The organism is Bacteroides ihuae (genome assembly GCF_900104585.1).
Lineage (GTDB): Bacteria > Bacteroidota > Bacteroidia > Bacteroidales > Bacteroidaceae > Bacteroides > Bacteroides ihuae.
Window position 1 is genome coordinate 1245023 of sequence record NZ_FNVX01000005.1, and the last position, 21857, is coordinate 1266879.

General features: G+C 40.3%; 12 protein-coding genes. 1 reads left to right on the plus strand and 11 read right to left on the minus strand.

The features are described from left to right. Positions 1-169: 169 nt before the first annotated feature. The 11 genes from galB to BQ5338_RS10835 form a co-directional block, all read right to left on the minus strand. On the minus strand, positions 170-2635 hold the full coding sequence (gene galB, locus BQ5338_RS10785; RefSeq protein ID WP_071146777.1) for a beta-galactosidase GalB: 2466 nt from the start codon (positions 2633-2635) through the stop codon (positions 170-172). A gap of 27 nt (positions 2636-2662) precedes the next feature. Further along, positions 2663-3697 (minus strand): glycoside hydrolase family 53 protein, encoded by a 1035-nt coding sequence (locus BQ5338_RS10790; RefSeq protein ID WP_071146778.1) that lies wholly within the window; start codon positions 3695-3697, stop codon positions 2663-2665. Between the two features lie 18 nt (positions 3698-3715). Next, positions 3716-4768, minus strand: a complete 1053-nt coding sequence (locus BQ5338_RS10795) for a DUF5111 domain-containing protein (protein ID WP_071146779.1) — start codon at positions 4766-4768, stop codon at positions 3716-3718. Positions 4769-4792: 24 nt separating this feature from the next. Further along, positions 4793-6379 (minus strand): RagB/SusD family nutrient uptake outer membrane protein, encoded by a 1587-nt coding sequence (locus BQ5338_RS10800; protein ID WP_071146780.1) that lies wholly within the window; start codon positions 6377-6379, stop codon positions 4793-4795. 23 nt (positions 6380-6402) lie between these two features. Further along, positions 6403-9375 carry a SusC/RagA family TonB-linked outer membrane protein gene (locus BQ5338_RS10805; RefSeq protein WP_071146781.1) on the minus strand — a complete coding sequence of 991 codons (2973 nt, stop codon included), beginning with the start codon at positions 9373-9375 and terminating at the stop codon, positions 6403-6405. Between the two features lie 58 nt (positions 9376-9433). Further along, the gene (locus BQ5338_RS10810; RefSeq protein WP_071146782.1) at positions 9434-11992 is read right to left on the minus strand and encodes a cellulase family glycosylhydrolase; all 2559 of its coding nucleotides are present in this window, start codon (positions 11990-11992) and stop codon (positions 9434-9436) included. Positions 11993-12156: 164 nt separating this feature from the next. Beyond that, entirely contained in the window at positions 12157-16077 is a 3921-nt protein-coding gene (locus tag BQ5338_RS10815; RefSeq protein ID WP_071146783.1) for a hybrid sensor histidine kinase/response regulator transcription factor, read from the minus strand. Positions 16078-16204: 127 nt separating this feature from the next. Then, complete coding sequence (locus BQ5338_RS10820; RefSeq protein WP_071146784.1) at positions 16205-17530, minus strand: ABC transporter substrate-binding protein; 1326 nt, start codon at positions 17528-17530, stop codon at positions 16205-16207. A gap of 72 nt (positions 17531-17602) precedes the next feature. Beyond that, complete coding sequence (locus BQ5338_RS10825; protein WP_071146785.1) at positions 17603-18397, minus strand: ABC transporter permease; 795 nt, start codon at positions 18395-18397, stop codon at positions 17603-17605. Next, entirely contained in the window at positions 18391-19191 is an 801-nt protein-coding gene (locus BQ5338_RS10830; RefSeq protein ID WP_071146786.1) for an ABC transporter permease, read from the minus strand. Before BQ5338_RS10830 ends, BQ5338_RS10825 begins: the two co-directional genes overlap by 7 nt. 22 nt (positions 19192-19213) lie before the next feature. Next, positions 19214-20596 (minus strand): ABC transporter ATP-binding protein, encoded by a 1383-nt coding sequence (locus BQ5338_RS10835; RefSeq protein WP_139265228.1) that lies wholly within the window; start codon positions 20594-20596, stop codon positions 19214-19216. A 137-nt stretch (positions 20597-20733) separates the two neighbouring features. Here BQ5338_RS10835 and BQ5338_RS10840 point away from each other — a divergent pair, with 137 nt between their 5' ends. Then, the gene (locus tag BQ5338_RS10840; RefSeq protein WP_071146787.1) at positions 20734-21828 is read left to right on the plus strand and encodes a TlpA disulfide reductase family protein; all 1095 of its coding nucleotides are present in this window, start codon (positions 20734-20736) and stop codon (positions 21826-21828) included. Positions 21829-21857: the final 29 nt, after the last annotated feature.

A 21857-nucleotide genomic window follows, 5' to 3' on the forward strand; every position in this document is an offset into this window, starting at 1 on the left:
ATTACAGACAATCACTTAAATGTTAATATCTCATCTTTAAAAAGCCTTTATAGCAACGCAATCAATCAAGTTATGCCAACAAAAAAAACGTGCACGCAGTCCGTAGACTTTATGCACGTTTTATACACGTTCTGTGTACGAAAAGCAGGAGCTTTTACTAGACAATCTTCTACTTATCTCCTTTAACTGTTAGCAGCAACTTCCCGCTCTTCAATCCTTTTGCTTTTGCCTCAAATAAGATTTGTCCTTCTTTCTCGGATGTTTGCACAATGGCGGTAAGTTGCCCGCTAAAGGCATGCATCCGGGGTAAATGGAACAATTCAAGACAAGTGGGGTCTCCATTGGCTACTGCACGAAACGTACCGCTACCTTGCACGGAGAAGTTGATTAATCGATCGTCCATTGGACAAAGATTACCATCCTTATCGACTACTTTAACATTGATGTATGCCAGATCTTTTCCATCGGCAGTTAGGTGAGAACGATCGGCCGACAGCTCTAAATGATGCGGCTTGCCCGCTGTACGTACTGTCTCTTCAGCAACGGCTTTGCCCGCAGCATCATAAGCTACAACTTTCACCTCACCCGGTTCATATAGCACATTCATCCACATCAACCGATAACGATTTTGCAGGGAGGTATTGTTTTTGCTCTGTCTGCCGTAGCTCTTTCCATTGACAAATAGTTCTGCCGAAGGATAATTGGTATAGGCAAACACGGGCGTAACTTCTCCTTCACGCCCCTTCCAATTCCAATGCGGAAGGATATGAAGCGTATTTTCAGTCTTATTCCAAACGCTTCTATACAGATAATAACGATCCTTCGGAATACTAGCCAAATCAATAATACCAAACAGTGAGCTATGATTGGGCCATGCGTCAGTATCATAAGGAGATGGCTCGCCAAGATAATCGAAGCCGGTCCAGACGAACTGCCCCATCGTCCAATGATGATCATCGGCCAATGCAAAGTCTTCATCGGGTACGTTAGACCATGAGCAATATTCCAAATCATACGATGAGGATTGATGATCACTATATGTAGCATCGGCCTTTTTTTCTACCGGAAACTTATATACGCCTCGTGAGCTAACCGTAGAAGAGGTTTCTGAACCCAACACAATTCCCTGAGGTAGCTTACTGTAAGCTTCTTGGTAGCGGTGCACTCTGTAGTTGAATCCGGGCACATCGAGGAGTGCAGCAAAGCCATTGCCAAGTACACAACTCACCTGGTCCATGCCACAGGTTACAGGACGCGTAGGATCTTCTCTATGACAAATATCTTGCAGGAAAGAGGCTACTCGATAACCATCGGGACTACACTGTGTCGGAACTTCGTTGCCAATGCTCCACATCACCACACTCGCATTATTGCGATAGTTGTGAAGCATATTGACCATATCCTTCTCTGCCCATTCGTTGAAGAAACGATGATAACCATTCTCGCACTTAGCCTTGTCCCACTCGTCAAAAGGTTCTATCATCACCATAAATCCCATTTCGTCGCACAAAGCAACCAGCTCGGGTGCAGGCATATTATGTGACGTACGTATAGCGTCGCAACCCATATCCTTTAGCATCGTGAGTTGACGCCTCAGCGCAGCGGTGTTTACAGCTGCGCCCAGCGGACCTAAGTCGTGATGATTGCATACGCCTTGAAACTTGCGAAGCTTCCCATTCAGAAAGAAACCTTTGTCTGCAATGACCTGTACCGAACGAATGCCAAACCGTGTGGTATATTCATCTACTAAACGGTCACGAACAAAGATTTTCGATACGGCTTTGTACAAGACAGGTGTTTCGGGCGACCATAATGAAGGATGATCAACGATGAAATTTTGCTCAAAAGCTTGTCCTTTCATCACTTTACGCATCTCGTCCTTCTGTGCCACTGTCTCTCCTTGTGCATTGTGTATGACGGTCTGTATTCTTACATTTTCATCTGCCAGATTCTCAATTGTTGTTTTCAAACGCACGGCAGCGTATTCATCTGAAACAAAAGGAGTGGTGAGGTATGTACCCCAAACAGGAACATGTACCTCATCAGTAACGATGAGATGCACATTTCTATAAAGTCCTGCTCCTGAATACCAGCGCGATGACTGAGGTTTGTTTTCCAGACGAACAGCCAACAAATTATCTCCCGAATGAATAAAGTCGGTAACATCGCAATGAAAAGAGTTATATCCCCAAGGCCAAAAGGCAACCTCCTTGCCATTGACGTACACATGGGCTTCGCTCATCGCTCCATCAAACAGCAAAGTAACACGCTTGGTTCCTTTTTCAAAACTGTCAACAGAGAAAGTCTTCCGATACCACCCTACCCCTACATATGGCAGTCCACCCGTACGTCCGGTTTTCACAGAAGCCTTGGTCTCCAGATTCTGCGTCACTGCAACGTTTTGCAAATCATTATCTCTGCTGAATGGACCGTAAATGGCCCAATCATGGGGAATAGACACTTGCTGCCATTTCCCATCGTTGTAGTCTACAGTAGCGGCCTCAGCAACATCTCCTTTTGTAAATCGCCATCCCTTATCAAGCAAACGTTCACTTCTTACCGATTGAACTTGTGCTTGCGCAACAACGAGAGAACAGCATGTCAACGCAATCAGCGTCAGGCATTTCAAATTCATAATCTACCTATTTAATTTCATTATCAATTACTTAAATGCATCCAGTGCTACAGTAGGTTTACCACTATCGTCGAATGCTCCAAGTGTATATCCATTCCAGCTACCGTATGCCTGAGGTTCCCAATAGAATATCCCCAAACATTTTTCGCCTTCTATCGTTTTTGCTTTCGTCATCAGATCGGTAAGAAAAGATTTTGCCGTTTCGGGAGCATCCCATTGCATACCGACCTCACAAAGCATCACTTCCTTGCCGTATCGACTTATCATATCATTCATATTCGCAATGCAACTCGTGTTCATCGCTTCCCAGTTATCCACTGTAGGATAAAGAGACATACCGATTACATCCCATTTGGCTCCATTACTCTTCAATCCGTCGAAGATCCATCTGAACAAACTATTATCATTTCCACTTTGCACATGCACAATTACTTTTGCATCAGCAAAGACCGACTTCACTGCATCATAACCTGCATTGGTCAACGCTGCATAATTTGCCATATTCTCAGAAGCTTTTCCATCTTCCCAAAGCATGCCATTGCCTGTTTCATTTCCCACTTGCACCCATTCAGGAGTGATGCCTGAAGCTTTAAGCGTACTTAGCACATCAATAGTATGAGCAGACACAGCAGCCTTCAGTTCGTCGAAGGTAAGATTCGACCAAGCGGCCGGTTTCGTTTGTTTTGAAGGATCGGCCCAAGTATCGCTATAATGAAAGTCAATCATCACACGCATGCCCAAGTTCTTAGCTCTCCAAGCCTTCACCAATACATCTTCTTTATTGCACCATCCATCTGTAGGATTGACCCAAACACGCAGACGTACAGAATTCACCCCCAGACTACTGAGTAACTTAAGACAGTCCATCTGAGCACCAGCGGCATTATAAAAAGTTTTGCCCGAAGCCTCCATTTGGGTTAGCCAACTAACATCGGCTCCCTTAGCAAAGGTGGAAGTATTTTCTACCACCACAGCAGGGTCATTATCATCACTACACGAAGCACATGGCACAAAGAAAAGTGCCGCAAGCAAAGTAAAGAAAATATTTATTATTCGTTTCATACAACTTCTATTTTTATCTTAGTTCTTGGTTATAGTATACGTGTATTTTACTGGGTCACTTAAGTCCATCGTGATGGTGTATGTCCCTGTTTCACTAACAGGAATAGATTCTCCGGAAGTGAGTTCGCCATTGCCGTCAGTATCTCCATATTTAAAACTCCAGTTTTGATTACCAATAATCTGTATGCCATAGAGCACATTAGAGATATTACACGTCACACTCCACTTTTTAGTAGTAGAATCATAGGTCATCACATCAGAAGTAAGACTCCACGCATTAAACTCTCCCGTTATGCTAAAAGAAGTGATAGCTGTTTTGCTCCAAGTCTCTGTATTTGTACTAGCTTTAATCAAAAAATAACCTCCTTCATCAAACCAGATATTCCACATTGCATCGCTTGAATCGAGTATGTAAAGTCCACTGGCACTTGAGCCATAAACTGTTCCTGTAGTCATATTCGCTTCTGTAGAGAACTTAAAGTTATCCCACTGCGAGGCTTGCACGTATCCTTCGTATTCACCATCACCCTCTCGTGAACACAATTTGTTTGAGAAGTCGGTGTAACTGTCGGCCTTAGGCATATATAGGTAGAATACTTTTTCATAAGGTGTGACCTTAACGGACACCACATTACTATACAACGGATCTTCGTTGGCACCGATTGATGATTTTAGACGTGCATAAATAGTAGTGGCTTCTCCTGCTTTTCCTCCCAAGCTTAAAGCCAAGGTATTCAACACCGAACCGGTAAACGACTTAGAGTAGTTTGTTTCCGTATACTCTTTACTACTTGAGAAACTACTCTCAGTAGAGAGTTGCAATGTATTGACTAACAAACCTGCTGACGTTCCATACTTATCACTCTGAGTGACCGAAAGTTCGCTTGCATTCCAAGCAAAAGCAAGAACTAAGTTGCCACTCTGCCCACTAGTCAACACTACATCTGTAACTGTAGCCTTCAATTCTCCGGCTTCGAATCCTGATAAAGTTACTGTATCTCCGTCGTTATTGCACGAAGCAACCAACATTAACGACAGCATAACCATTATATATTGATAGATAGTTTTCATTGAATTATAGTTTTATAAAGTTGATCAAAAGCCGGTATTTTGTACCAAATTGGGGTTAGCAGCCAAGTCGGCAGCCGGAATAGGATAAAGATTATATTTATCACTTACGGTTATACCATCTTTCACACCACCTTTCCATTGCCAAATATAAGAAGAACCGGTAAACTTACCAAAGCGAATGAGGTCTGTACGCCGGGTACATTCCCAATAAAGTTCGCGCGCTCTTTCGGCCAGAATAAAGTCCAGAGTCAGATTGCCTTCACCTACATTTCCCGAATCATTTCCGTAAGCTCTACCACGCAATAAATTGATATAAGTTGTGGCCTGGCTTTTAGTACCTCCGGCTCCACCTCTGACCACAGCCTCAGCATACATCAGATAAACATCTGCCAAACGCATCATCGGGAAATCAGTATCCACCAAACCTTCACTTGCATTCGATCCATTTTCTCCAGTCGATGTCTTGTTGGTATACTTCACAATAGCATATCCTTGCAACTCGTCGGTAAGATCATCAATATCCAAAGTTTGTCCATTAGTGAAAAAAGAAGCTCTTTTATCAGTCGATCCCGTTGCATCGGCAAACTGACCGACAAAATCCGGTCTTGTACGTAGACTTCCCCAACCCGATTGTACTCCATAATCAGCCGCTGTCATTGAACTGGTAATGGCTCCACAAACGAGGTACGTTGTACCACCCCAAGTAGTAGTTTTCAACCCGTCGGTTGCTATCGGATAAATAATTTCATTGGTACGAAGGTTATTATCGGCATTGAATAAGTTACGATAAGTACCTTCCAGACTATATCCACCTGAAATGATTTTGTTGCAATAAGTAATGCAATCGGTGTTACGTTGTGTACCAGTATATACCTCTGCATTGAGATATAACTTAGCTAGCAGAAACCATGGAGCAGCACGGCTCACCCTTGCATACTCGTTTTGTAAAGGCAGAGGAAGTATCTCTTCAATATCTTTCAATTCTGATTCAATATAACTGAATAGTTCTGTTCGGGTGTAGCGCGGAGGAAAGAATGCACCAACAGGATCGTTTTCTGTAACAAACGGCACATTACCAAACAGATCTAACGCATGCGAATAAACCAATGCTCTCAAGAAGCGTGCCTCGGCACGATATATTTTTATATCCGCAATTTCGCTCTCTGTGAATTTGGCTATATTATCATCAGTTGCATTGCGCAAGAACTCGTTACATATAGCCACCGTATAATAGATGCGATAATACATTGCAGAACTCCATTCGTCAGTTGAGTTCCAGTTAATAGCTTGTACATTGGTCATTGCATCACCTCCAGCCCATGTATAAACAGCCTCATCGGTAGGAACTTCTTGCAAGTTGAAATAGATACGCAGATATCCCCAATAGGTTTTGCCGCCCAAATCTGTATCTTCATCACCTTTTTCCTGACCGGCGATGGCCAGAGAAGCATATAATTTGGCCAAAACAGATTTATAACCGTCGACAGTTGAATACACTGCAGCTGAAGTTGTTTCTATAGTGGGAGACTGATTCAAATCATCGAGACAGGAAGAGAAAAGTCCTGCTATCATAAGTATCGCAAATAAATAGATTGATCTTACTTTTTTCATTGTACGTAGTATTTATGATTTGGTTAAAAATCGAGGTTTACAGACAAAGAGAAGGTTCTGGGACGAGGATAGAATTGACTATCAAAGCCTTCAGATACTTCCGGATCTACTCCCGAATAGTTGGTAATGGTAAACACATTTTGTACTAAAGCACCGACCCTGATGTTGGCGAACTTAAGTACTCTACCAAAATCATACCCCAAGGAGATGTTATCCATCTTCAAGAAAGAAGCATTTTCTACATAGTAATCAGAGTAATACTGACGAGTCTGAAAACCAGTCTTCAAATAGTTAGTTGACAAGTTATTAATAGCCGACGAAACATACTGCATCGTTTCCCAAGCTCCCAAATTCATATTCATGTTGTTATATACATAGTTGCCAATGCTGGCTCTCAAGGCGAAGCCAAGGCTCCAGTTCTTATATGCCAACTGTGTGTTGAATCCCAATAGATAATCGGGCATTGGCGAATGATAGCGATACAAATCCTTATCATTAATAACCTTATCATCGTTTAAATCTGCATAAGCTCCTTCAATAGGCTTACCTGCCTCGTCATAAATCTGTTTATAAACAAAGAACATATAAGGTGTATATCCTTCAGTCATAATTTGCAAATTACGTGAACCCACTGATGGTCCGGCATAAGTACCGGGTGAAGAAGCATCTTTCACCAAAGAAAGGTTTGTAATCTTTACTTTTTGATACGTTGCATTAAAACCCATGTTCCAAGTAAAGTCTTTGGTTTGAATGGGGATGGCATTCAATGAGAATTCTAATCCATGACTTTTAATATTTCCGATGTTCGTTGTGGCTTTGTCAGAGAAGTTTGTACCGGCAGCTACTGATACGGTAGCCAACAGATCTTTCGTTTTACGGGTATAGTAGTCAAAACTTCCCGAAATGCGATTCTTAAGGAAACCAAAATCAAAACCGGCATTATAAGAATTAGTTGTTTCCCATTTCAAATCGGACACATAAGTTTCCGGACGATAAGTCTTATAATAAGTATTCCCTAAAGGATACTGAGCATATTCATCACTCAAGGTATAAATAGGCATATAAGAATAATTACCAATACCTTCTTGTTGAGCTGTCACTCCATAACTCAAGCGTAATTTCAAATTGCTCAATACATTGCTATTCTTCAAAAAGTCCTCTTCTGAAACTCTCCATGCCAAAGCCACTGAAGGGAATGTACCCCATCTGTTATTTTTATTGAAGCGAGAAGTTCCATCCTTACGAACCGTTGCAGTAAGCATATACTTAGAGAACAAAGAGTAATTCAATCTTCCGTAGAAAGAGATCAAGACGTGCTTTTGATCTTGAGCTGCGGTAGTAGACTGTGCGACTCCTGCTACATTGTTGACAACATATAGTGGACTTTTCTCGTGCCAATATTGGTAATCATAACCCACTGTTGCATCTACATTACTACTGATTGCATCGAACATTTTCGTATAATTCAGGTAGGTGGTCAACAATTTATTCATCTTTGTTTGACTGTAGTCGTATACAGTACCTCCCGTACTATAAGCGTAAGCAGCCGTTTCAGGAACATATCTGCTTCCTTCTCCCTTAGCATAATCATACCCCAATGTAACGTGTGCTTTCAGCTCGGGCAGGAAATGCAGTTTATAGTCTACATCAAGATTAGTAATCATACGTTTAACCGTACTTGTATTATCATCTTGTTTGAGTAGTCCAACAGGATTTAGTATAGCTCCGGTAGCAGGTATTCCTTCAGTATTGAGACTTTCATAATAGCCTCCAAAGGCTGTATTACCGGAATAAACTGGCTGAGTTGGATTAAAAGCTGCCGCATTCCAAATAGATGTGGTATTGGCAAAAGAGTTATTGTTATAAGATCCTTTTACATTAAAGTTCACTTTCAGGTGGTTCTCAAAGAAAGAGGGTGTGAGCGATATACTTTCTGTAAAACGCTCTGCATTATCTGTTTTAAGTAACCCATCTTGACTGTAATATCCTGTGGATACTCTGAAAGGAAGGAACTTCCCTATTTTACCTGATATACTTAGGTTATTATCGGTACCAAATGCTGAGTGAAAAATCTCATCGTTCCAAACCGTAGATGCATCACCAAGCAAGGCCTTCTGAGCAGTGGTTCCTTTTTCATTAATCAAGTTTCTAAACTGATCAGGACTCAACACAGAGATCAATTTTGTTTTAGTCTGAATGGATTGCGTTGAGCTATAGCTCACCTTTATCTTATCACTCGAGCCTTTTTTCGTGGTGATAATTATCACTCCATTAGACGCTCTCGATCCATAGATAGCAGTAGAAGAGGCATCTTTCAACACCGTCATGCTTTCAATATCGTTAGGATTTATCAAGCTTAAGAAGTTACCACTGTTTCCACTGATGCCGCCGCTTTCCAAAGGAACACCATCGAGCACAATCAATGGATCGTTGCTTGCATTCAGTGAAGCACCGCCACGAATACGGATAGTACTTCCCGATGTTGGTGATCCGCTATTGGACATGATCTGAACGCCGGCCACTTTTCCGTTAATCAGTTGCTCGGGAGAACTGATTAAACCGCCATTGAAATCTTTACTGTTAAGGTCAGACACAGAGCCTGTTAAATCACTCTTTTTCTGACTTCCATATCCAATAACAACCACATCAGAAAGCGCCTGAGCTTGTGGTTGCAATTTCACCTTCAGAATATTATTGGCCGGAATCTGCAATGATTGCGTTTCATAGCCTATAAACGAAAACTGCAATACTGTTTTGCCATTAGGCACAACCAGTGAAAAGTTTCCATCTAAATCGCTAACAGTTCCTATGGTAGTACCCGATACGGTGATGTTAACACCAATCATCGCTTCCCGAGTCTCATCAAGAACTTTTCCTGAGACTTTTCTCTCACCCCCCTTTTGCTGTGCAAATATAGGAGCAGTGATTCCTAACAGTGCTATGCATAGAGTAAAAAACACTGCAAGAAATCGAAGATCAGAGATTTTACTATTCATAATAATAGATTTAAAAATGTTTTAGTTATTGTTTTGAATGATATTAGTTGCTGAATTTTTATTCTAACCACACACTACCCAATTCCAAAGTAGAAGTTTTTCCATCAGCCGGAATCAAGGTTAACTCCACCGACTCTATATCTTTAATATTAAAAGGTATCTTAGTTACAGGTTTAAAATATTTTTTCAGAAAAACGGGATACGGACAGGGAAGCAAAGCTGTTTCTACTTGCACCAAATTTGATAAGGGTATTCGAATAATACCTTTTGATTGGCCAACCTGTGCTTTGTACGTATATCCAACAGTGGAAATAAAACCAGCCGCAAGCGTATCTGCCTCATTTTTGATCACGTTAATGCAAAGATATTTACAGGTAGATAAACGTTTCTCTCTCACCATTAGATCATTCCGTATCCATTTTCTGATAAAGAGCTTTCCTCCTCTATCTTGTGCTTTAACGTAAAACTTCACTGTACTCTCTTTTGTTGGGTCATTGAGTAGCAAATCCCGACTTATTGGAGCCCATTCGGGCATCGAATAGGTATCTATGTCATTATATTCAGCCTCAGGGGTGATTAACCGGATGGGACTATCCATTGCTACGACATCACTCTCCCAATAGCTGTTCTGGTAATAATCCCAGTCCAGAGGAGATCCCACTACTCCGGCAGGGAAAGTATACAAGCTATCATTATGACAAGCTGTGATGGTATATCTGAATTTGCCACCAACTAAATCATCTGCCGGAATCACCGCTTCATAGCGATAGCCTCCCACATTCTTCATTGTATAATAAGTATTACGAGGATTCCAGAATGAAATCTTATCTGAGTATACAATCACTGAATCGGGCTTTTGAGGACCAATAACTGTTGCTTCAATGCGCATTTGAGTACCTTGCACAACAGTTTTAGGGGCTGTATGAATCACTTGATAAGATGAAAGACTTGCTTTCGGAGCAACAAACTCACCCAAACGGATATTCTGCCAACGAGTATCTTTCTTCCAAGCAACGGAAGGGGCATAGCCCTCTCGTTGCAATAAGTAGACTCCGGGACGCAAAGCTATATTTCCGTTTGATGATTGTTGACGAAAAGCATTCCCCTCGTTCAAACCTGTCACTGAGAAGTTTTTACCCAAACCGGGCAAAGTGACTTTCATGTTCCATGCATTCCACAAGATAGAGACTACCTCTTTCTTGAGAGAAGGTTTCTCAAACGGGTCCTTCACCTGAACGGCATCGGGCATGACTTCCAAGCGCCAAAGTCCATCTTCTAACTTATCCGCAAAATAGGCACCAGTTCCTTCATAAGTAATAACAGAGGAAGTGCCACACCCGGCCACGGATTGCAATTTGTTGACAGCAACCGGTTGGGTAGTCGTGCTATTAGAATAGTAAAACTTATCCGAAGAGTTCATCACGCTCAGGTCTTCTTGATAGCTAACTCGAAATGCATCAAAAACAGTATCACTGGGATAGACCCCGTAAGACTTATTCAGAGGAACGTTATAAGCTACTTCAGCAGCTATTTTCATGCTGATAGCCTTTGAAGGAGTATAAGCCAGATTCAGAAAATGCGTCTGATACTCTGTATTTGCCCATGCCATATCAATAGGATCGTAAGCAAATTGAGTGATCCATTGAAAACCTGCACCACGAAAAGTACGTGTCATAGCCGGATACATATAAGAATAGGTTATGTCGGCCGGATCAAACTCATATACAAGTTTGGCTTTAGAATGGAAACCTTTCACTTGATCAAAAGGAATGTCATAGGAATCTACATAAGGAAGGAAATTCCCTTTGCGGGTATGTCCGGCAACCAATCCAATGGGATACCATTGATAGGTAGTTCCCTGAATATTTGTAGAATAATAAGCCTCAACTTGCTGCCTGTTATGACTTACATTATAGAATACGGGCTTTTTATTACCTGCTCTTTTAATTGCTTTCAGCATTCGGTCTATATACTGTTTCGTTTGTGCGAGTGTACCGCTGTGACAAGGTTCATTATTGATTTCAAAACCTACAATGCTCGCATCATCTTTATATGCTTTTTGCGTATATGGGTTGATATGCTTTATCAAATGATAGATATAATTCTCCTGGGCTGCAATAGCCTGATTATTAGCATGCACATCACATTTATCATAATCGTAAGAAAAGCCTCCCGTCTGCTCATTCTTTTCCGGATAACCATTACCAAAGTCCGTTTGAGCAGTAAGCACTACACTGATGCCACGCTCCTTGAGCTTAGATATAAGGTAATCCAGTAAATCAAGATGGTCGTTCTCAAGCAGGTTTCCATTCTTATCAGACACCTCCACATCCCATATATGAATGCGATAGGCATTGAAACCCAAGCGGGCAAAATGATATGCGTCTCTGTCAATAGCTTCTTTGCGGTCTATGCCCAGATAGCCCATTGCACGATAAGCATGTGCAAAAGGCAACGTATAGTTCACACCAAAAAAGGAAGTTTCCTGATGAGTATCCGACCAGCGCATTACGCCTTTGCCATCCACATAAACTGAAGGAGATGATTGAGCTTTTTTCTGCCCCATCACATATAGAGAAAAGAGACAGCAAACAACTGTGAATATGTATTTCTTCATGAATATCAATTTTAGGTCTTAATTCTGTATATGCAAAAATAGGAGCAACCAGTAAGTTGCACAAGCAGATTTTGGACATAAAAGGATATAAAAAGGACATAATAAGATGAGACCTCTCAGACATTCTGATTAGACGATCAAAATGCCAGAAGAGGTTAAAGATCTTATTGTTGCTCCATAAATTGACGGGGTGTTTTATCAAATTCAGCCTGGAAGCATTTTGAGAAATAAGAATGATTGGAGAAGCCTACCATATACATCACTTCTGCCACAGAGAATTTCTTTTGAGCCAGAAGCATCGCTGCCTTTTTCATGCGAATGGATTTGATGTACTCTACAGGAGTGAGCGCAGTAAGCTGTTTTATTTTACGATAGATTTGTTTGTTATTGATGCCCGATAATTCGCTAAGCGCATTTACATTTAATTCGGGCTCGGATATATGATCTTCAATAATCTTTGTGATATTAAATAAGAACTTCTCATCAATAGAGGTGGCCTCTATCGCTTTAGGAGTGGCAATGACCTCAATACGTGCCTTTACCTCTATCTTTTTGCGAGTTCGCAGCAACTGTTCTATTCTCGATAATAGAATGTCGGCTTCAAATGGTTTAGGTAAGAACACGTCAATGTTCATATTAAAACTTTCAAGCTGTGTCTCTTTATCATCTTTGGCAGTAAGCAGAATAATAGGAATGGTAGAGGTTGGTATGTTTTTCTTTATCTGCTGACACATCTCCAATCCACTCATCACAGGCATCATAATGTCGCTGATAATTAAGTTGGGCATATAATGAAAGCAGAGCTCTGCTCCCTCCTTTCCGTTGGTAGCAATCAAACAGCGATACTTAGTACGCAGTATATCTTGTATAAAGTTTGTAATTTCTTGATTGTCATCAACAATCAAGATCAAAGGTTGGCTATTATTTTCCACCTGAACAGTACTTTCTGCTTCAGTAGCATTGTCTGCAACTGCAGACAATGGCAGAGTAATGCTGATTGTTGTACCTTGGTTTTCTTGCGATTTGAGAAAGAGCGTTCCGCCATGAAGTTCCACGTAAGCCTTTACCAAATACAAACCGATACCGGTTCCTTCTTTCTCCTTAGCTGTCTTTGAAGATTGAAAGAAACGCTGGAAAACATACGGAATATCTTTTTCAGGAATACCGATGCCGGTATCGGACAAGTTTATCTGGAGTAATCTTTGTTCTTCCAGATAATTCAGCGCCAGTTCTATCCTGCCCTTCTTAGTATATTTCACTGCATTCGACAGGATGTTATTCAAGATAGATTCTAATTTCAATAGATCCACATCCATATAGAGCTTCTCCACATTGGTTTGAAAAAGAAACTCCAGTTGTTTATCCTCCTGCTTTTCCTCTTCATAAATAGAAAACAGACTTTTAGAGAAAGTCACAAGTTCTATTCTCGAAAGAATAAGTAATGAACCAATAGCAGCATCTACTCTATTAAAGTCGAGTACTTGGTGAATCAGAGAGTTCAGTTTCATTGCATTTCTCTGCACCAATTGCAACTGTTTCTTCACCTCTTGGTTCTTTATTTCCAATAGCAAACGACTCACAGGGGCAATGATCATGCTAAGAGGTGTTTTAAAGTCATGAGATACATTGGTGAAGAAATCTATTTTCAACTTAGATTGCTCCAGAATCTTTTCTTTCTCAATGCGAGCAATCTTCAATTTATTCTTTACCCTGAAGAAGTTTATAGTCCAGAGGATGAGGCTGACGAACAGAATAAAATAGATACTCTTTGCCCAGAATGTATAGTACCAAGGCGGCTGGATATTCACATCCAACATATAAGCATCTTCTGAAGGTTTACCATCAACATTCAAGCAAGTAACAACGAGCTTGTACTTTCCATAAGGAAGATTGCTGTAAGATATGCGATTTGTGTTCGGCTTAAGAAGACTCCACTCCTCATCAACCCCCTCAAGCTTATATACAAACTTATTTTTCTCTTCTTGAGAATAGGGGAAGTCAGAAAACTCAAAAGTAAGATGATTCTGTCGGTAATTCAAATCAAGCTGTTTCACATAACGAATGCTCCGGCTATTGTCTGATGAGCCCGGAGAAAATAGCTGATTATTTATATAGAAACCTGTTAAAATAACAGGGCGATTACGTGTGTTGACGTTGATAATCTCGGGTGAGCAAATGGCATAGCCATCGACAGAACCCAGATAGATACGATTATTCTCCTTATCGAAGTACATGCTGGTAAAGATTTTATCCATCACATTAAACCGTTGTGTATTCATCGTTTTCTTATCAACAATCCAAAATCCATCGGCAGTGGATATCCAAATATGATGGTTTACCTCCATCATGGAGAAGACCTCGCTGGTGTTGAAAGCATCGAACTTGATTACTCGCGAACTATTATCTTTGGGATTTATGCGCATTATTCCCCCTCTGAAACCAACCCAGATAATCCCTGCATCATCGCAAAGAATATAGCTCGGACTCTTCTCGCCATTCAATCCTTTAAGTTGTATCTTGGTAACCTTTTTGGTTTTCGTATCAATTTTGTCAATACCATTATTATAGAGTAATACCCAAACATTGCCCTCATGATCAGGAATTATTTGGTTGATGAACATACCTGAGAGTCCGTTGCGAGTTGAATAGTTTTCTTCGGCTATATAATAGCTCGCAGTGGAGTGCATCAATTTATCTTTGTCGACTACAAAAATACCGCCCAGACAAGTAGCAACCCAGAGCTTGCCTTTATCATCTTCAAAAAGGTGATACACCCAGTTACTATTATAAGTACGTGTGCTATCTATTATATTATAATGTATAAATTGCTGTGATTTGTAATCGTATCGATTGACACTTCCATCCGTTGCTATCCACAAATAATGATCTTTATCCTCGTAGATTTCTCTTATTCTGTTGTGCGACAAAGGATACTTCCTATCGCCCATCTTATACCATATCGAATTATTTGGATAGCCTGATGAGCGTTCCGAACAAATTAAACCATTGGTTCCACCAAACCAATAATAATTTCGCGAATCTTTGAAAATGGAATAGAAGTGGTTGCCATCTCCTATCCCAGTTATCTGGGCAATGGGAATAAACTGGAAAGCACTGTTATAGCGAGACATAGAGATGCCATAATCGGTTCCCAGCCAAATATTCTTGTCGTGATCAGAAAAAATATTCCAGACAATGTTGTTTGATAAAGACTGAATGTTGCGCGAATCGTGTACAACATGTTGCATTTCGTTGGTTTCATGATACACGTATAATCCATTATCAGTACCTACTAATAAATGCTGACTTCCGTCTAATGCCAATGATTTGATAGAGTTATCCCGGAATAGTTCAATCTTTTCTGCACGATGTTCAGAGGGAATATATTTGAAAAGGCTTCCTTCTGTACCGACCCACACGCAATGGCGAACAGTGTCTTCGAGCAGAGAATTAATGAATTGATTATTTTTTGTTTTATCAATAGGAAGAGCTATTCTTTCGAAATTGTCGGTTTTAGGCACATAGCGGCAAAAGCCATTGTAGGTACCCACATAGATTGTTTTGTCCGTAGTAGCTATGATGGAATAAATAGTGGGGTGAGGAAGTCCGGAATGTTTCTTTTGACTATAGTTCTTCAAACGTTTTTTTAAAAGATCATAAGTGTACAATCCATTTAATGTTCCAATCCATAAAGTATTTGCTTGCAATGCAATTGTCCTTACATCCGATGGGAAATGAACCTCAGCTTCCTCGTATTGATCGGTTTTGTAGTTATAGATTAGAACTCCATTGTCGGCACCTAAATATAGATAAGTGTCATTGACAATAACCCCACAATAGATGCGAGTGTTGCTCTTTGAGCCAAACGTAAAGTGTTGTTGTGCGGAATATCCATCGTAACTAAACAGTCCTTTGTTCGATCCTACCCAGACTAAGCCTTCAGAATCTTGAAGAAAGCAACTGATTACAGATGCTTCGGGACTTAAATTTATATTTTCAAATATCTGATAACTCATCTTTTGCCCGCAGATATGACCTGTCCAAAGACAAAAAAATAATAAAAGATAGGCTATTTTTGTTTGCATGGCGTAATCAAAGGTATAATTGAACTAGATTGCCTCTATAAACAAGGCAACACTACTATAAGTTACAAATATATCCAAATCTACCAACAATGCACAAAGCAGCATGATGAAAATGAGATTTATAGCACTATTTTCGCCTACGACTTCTTCTTCGTTGCATTTTATTTCGCTTATAACGTAACCAACGTTTATAAATCATCCATCCGCTCATAAGTGCCACGACAACAAATATAAGGATCGTTATGCCGACACCCAGATTATCTCCTTTAATTCTTGACCATATTTCGAGCACCGCTTCCGTCTTATCTCCAAAATCACGAATCATGGCACACCGCTCTATTACTTTACGGTCGGGATATTGAATTCGGTTAACCTGCACACTGTCGGCCCCGGGACCAAAAAAGTAGCTTAAATCAGAATGATAATCGAGGGTGGTGTCTATCTTTGCTTCTAATATTTCAGAGGTTGCGATTGAACTGACATAACCGGTGGCATCCATATTCCGAAGTGCCACATCGGGGCGGCACATATAGTTGATGAAGTAACTAGCTGCCTTAGCATTACCTGCATATTTAGGTATTACCCATCCATCGTACCAGATGTTGCTACCTTCCTGCGGAACCACATAGTCGAGTTCTACCCCAACCGAAGCAGCTTCCTCTATAGCCCAGATGGCATCACCACTCCATGTCAGATTGAGCCATGCTTTGTTTTTCGTCATCATTTCTTTCCCAAAGTCCGACTCCCATCCAGCAATCAATGGTTTCATTGCTTTTAGATATTTCTCAACTACGATCATTGCCTCAGGTGAATAGTCATTCATCAAATCTTCGACCTTAAGTTTACCCTCACGCAGTTCTTTGGCATGAGCATAGATAGCTGCTGTGCCATACGCATCGCGATAGCTTTCTTTCATCAGAATCTTACCGGCATATTTGCGATTCCACAAAGTTCCCCAAGTTTCTGCGTCGGAATCAGGTACAAAAGTTTTGTTGTACAGAATGCCCGTAGTGCCCCACATATAACATACTGCATAGCGGTTGGCTTGCCTACCCGGCTGACTCAATTTATTTATCTGAGCACGAATATAAGGCGAAAGGTTATGGATGTAACTTGGAGAACCATTCAAGACAGTATCAATCGGCAGAAGCAAATTTTTCTTCAACATACGCTCAATGATGTATTCTGACGGGCAAACCACATCAAAATCTTCATGCCCTTTCTCTATTTTGGTGAGCATCACTTCATTTATGTCAAAGGTCTGGTAAACAATACGAAGATCTTCACCAGTCTGTTGTTTGTAATATGCCTGGAACTCCTCCAGCACATCTTCGTCGATATAATCTGCCCAATTATAAATCTTAAGCACATTCTCGCGAGGCTCACCCACATTATAGCAACCGGTAAGCAAGCATATACAGATAAAAGATAAAACAGATAAGAACTTCTTCATAAATACTTAGGTCTTTTTTAAAAACAATGAAGTGTTTTTTGAAAACATATAGGTGTTTTAGAGGCAGAATACTCACTCTTCCTGTTTCGCCTTTCCTGCTCTATGGTTAATGATAATAAGTAATGCCAGCACCACCACAAAAATGATTGTAGAAAGAGGACGAAGTTCGGGAGTTAACCCTCCTTTTCGTGCATCAGCATAGATATAAGTAGAGAGTGTTTCGAGTCCCTGATTACCTATTGTAAAAACGGTAACCGCAAAATCATCAATGGAAAGAGTGATGGCCAGCATAAAGCCACTAATCATCCCCGGCCTTATTTCAGGTACAATAACTTTACGCAACGCCTGCATAGGCGTGGCTCCAAGATCAAGAGCTGCTTCATAAATATTAGGATTCATCTGCTTGAGACGGGGCAAAACGCTTAACACAACATAGGGTGTGCAAAAAGTAATATGAGCAAGCACTACTGTGATATAACCTTGCGATATGCCCAATGAAACAAAAAGCAGGAATAACGAAATACCCGTAATAATGTCACCATTCAAGATAGGAATGCTATTCACAAATCCAATAGCCTTTTTAGATCGAGCTTTCAGATTATAAATACCGATAGCGGTAATACTACCTAGCAAGGTGGAGGCAGTTGCAGCAATGAAAGCAATAGTGATTGTATTCATTAAAGCATTCATCAATGAATGATGGGTGCTGGTAGCAAGAAGTGATGAATAGAGCTTAGTAGAAAACCCCGTCCAGTTACCCAAGACTTTTGCTTCGGTGAAAGAATAGATCACAATAATAATGATTGGAGCATAGAGCAATAACAACAACACCCACAAATATGTCTGCGCAAAAATCTTCTTTACCATAGTCCGCCTCCTTCATTAGCATTGTCTTTATCATCGCTACCAAAAAGTGAAGTAGCTGCAATAAGCAACAACATGATGAGAGACAAAGCTGCCCCATAGTTCCACATACTATTATTGATATTCTCTTGAATCGTAGTTCCAAAAAGCTTGATATTATTCATCGTTAGTAGTTCTGCTATAGCAAAAGTAGAGATAGTTGGCATAAAGACCATCATCACACCGCTCATCACTCCTGACATGGAAAGCGGTAATATGGCCTTAAAGAATACTTGTACAGGATTTGCTCCCAAGTCTTGAGCTGCTTCAATATAGCTACGATCCATCTTTTGCAAAGTGTTATAGATGGGATAAATCATGAATGGAATGAAATTATAGACCATTCCGAAAATAAGAGCTCCTTCACCAAGTGGAATATTAAAGAAGTCGAATAGAGCAACGGTGGCCAATGTACGCACCAAAATATTAACCCACATAGGTAGGATGAAGAGTACTACCAAAGTACGCGATTTATTGAGTTTACTATTACTCAATATCCATGCTGCCGGATAGCCAAGAAGAATACAAATGACTGTTGTGATAATAGCAATACCAATGGAATAAACAAAGGTATTAATCGCTTCAGGATGCATAAAGAACTTGGAAAAGTTCGACATTGTCAGATGCCCGTTATCATCAGTAAATGCATAAACCACAATAAGTAATAATGGAATGACAACAAAGATGGCCGAAAAGATCACGTAAGGAAGCACCCAACTCTTACGTGATGCAAAAAAAACAGGTAATTTTCTACTCACTTCTTATTCTTTCATTTACCAATCAATTAATAATTCGAATGCTGGTTGGCAGAATAGTAATCCCTACCCGATCACCATCATCCCACACATCATTGGTATCGACATACACATCTTCGTCCCAGTCAGAGAAAACGGTCAGATGATAATGATTGCCTTTATAAAGGATAAACTTCACTTCTCCAGTCAGCATCCCGTCTTCTTCGTTATCTTGAAGAATCACTTGGTCGAAATCAACTTCAACTTTTACTCCTCGCCCGGCTTCAATGCTACTAGTTGGTATACATTCAAAGGTACAACCTAAAAACTCTACGTGCGTATCATCTACCATCTTACCATCAAATGTATTGCACACTCGCTCTTTCTTCATGATGTGAATATCAAGTGGCTTGACAAGCAATCCCACTGTTTCGCCGACGTCAAAATGATGATAATCCTGAACGAGAAATTCATAGTCTCCACACAAAACAGTCATTTCGTTATGCACTCCTTTAAATATAGTCGACTGTACCACACCCACCAACTGAGCTGCATCGGAAACAGCAAAAATATAAAGATCTTCAGGACGAATCACGACATCAACGGGTACATTTTCGCCAAACCCTTCATCTACACATTCAAATTCCGTATCACAAATACGCACTAACTTGTCTTTTAGCATCACACCATTCAGAATATTGCTCTCTCCTATAAAGTCGGCAACAAAAGAATTTGTCGGCTCATTGTAGATATCAATAGGTGTACCTATCTGCTGTATCTTACCTTCACTCATCACCACAATGGTATCACTCAACGTAAGCGCCTCTTCCTGATCATGCGTTACATAAACAAATGTAATACCCAGACGCTTATGCATTTCTTTCAATTCCATCTGCATATCTTTACGCATCTTGAGATCCAGAGCCGCCAATGGTTCATCAAGCAAGAGTACTTCGGGCTCGTTTACTATGGCACGGGCAATAGCTACCCGTTGCTGCTGTCCACCTGACAAAGAGTCCACGTCTCTGAATTCGTAGTCCGTCATGCCTACCATCTTCAACGCTCCTTTCACTTTCTTCTCTATCTCTTGCTTCGGCATTTTCTTAAGTTTTAAACCGAATGCGATGTTATCATACACATTCAAATGCGGAAACAAAGCGTATTTCTGAAAAACCGTATTAACAGGGCGCTTATGAGGAGGTGTCTGGGTAATCTCTTTACCTGATATTCTTATTTCTCCCTTAGACACAGATTGAAAACCTGCAACAAGGCGCAACAATGTGGTCTTTCCACACCCCGAAGGGCCAAGGATAGTCACAAACTCACCTTTCTTCACTTGCAGGCTTACATTATCCAGAGCGGTTTTATCTCCAAAGAATTTCGACACACTACTTACTTCAATAATGTAATTGTCTTCTTGCATATTCATACCATAATTTGAAGTACAAAGGTACATATTTCTACTATTAAATGTATACATTACGATATTATAACCAATGATATTATAGCTACTTTGAAAAAAAATATATCTTTGCATAAATAAATATTCATTAAATTCACAAAAATATGAAAAAAATCATTTATTTATTTGCTGCAACTGCCTTAGGACTGGCATCGTGCACCGGAAATAAAGGCTACACAGTTAAAGGAATCGTAGAAGATGCTGCCGATGGCGACACTGTTTTTCTTCAAGAACGTGCTAGCAGACAATTTAATAAGTTAGATACAGCCATTATTAAAGATGGTACATTTACTTTCGAAGGCGTACAAGATTCTACTGTAAATCGCTATATAACGTATGCGAAAGGTGAAAAACATCTCATCATGGATTTCTTCCTTGAAAACGGAAAGATAGAAATGAAATTAGGAAAAGAAGATGATTCGGCAACAGGTACTCCATCTAACAATGCTTATCAGGAGTTTAGAACTCAGTTGAATACGATCAACAAAAAGCAAAATGCAATCTATGAATCAATGGGCGACACAACATTAACTGATAAACAGAAAGAGGCCAAAATAAAAGAGATGAATGGCCTAGAAAGTGAAATGATGACCATTATCAAAACCGGCATTGAGAAGAATATTAGCAATACAGTGGGAGTATTTTTACTCAATCAGTACAATTATTACATGGAGTATCCGGAAATAGAACCTCTGCTGGCTAAAATCCCTGCTAACTTCCAGAATAACGAAAGCATTTTGCAACTGAAGGAACTTGTAAGCACTGCAAAGAAATCAGCTGTCGGTCAGAAATTTGTTGATTTCAGTATGCTCACTCCTGATGGAAAGCCAATTAAACTATCAGATTATGCTGGCAAAGGAAAGGTAGTCTTAGTAGATTTTTGGGCTAGCTGGTGCGGACCTTGCCGCCAAGAAATGCCAAATCTGGTTAAAGCTTATGCTAAATATAAGAACAAAGGATTCGAGATTGTTGGTGTGTCACTTGATAGAGATGGACAATCATGGAAAGATGGTATCGCACAACTAAATATCACTTGGCCTCAAATGTCTGATTTGAAGTTCTGGGATTGCGAAGGATCAAAATTATATGCTATCCGCAGCATTCCTCACGTAGTGTTGATTGATAAAGACGGAACCATTGTAGCTCGTGGTCTGCATGGAGAAGAACTCCAAGCTAAATTGGCCGAATTGATAAAATAAAAAACTGCCGAACGAGCATTCTCGACAAA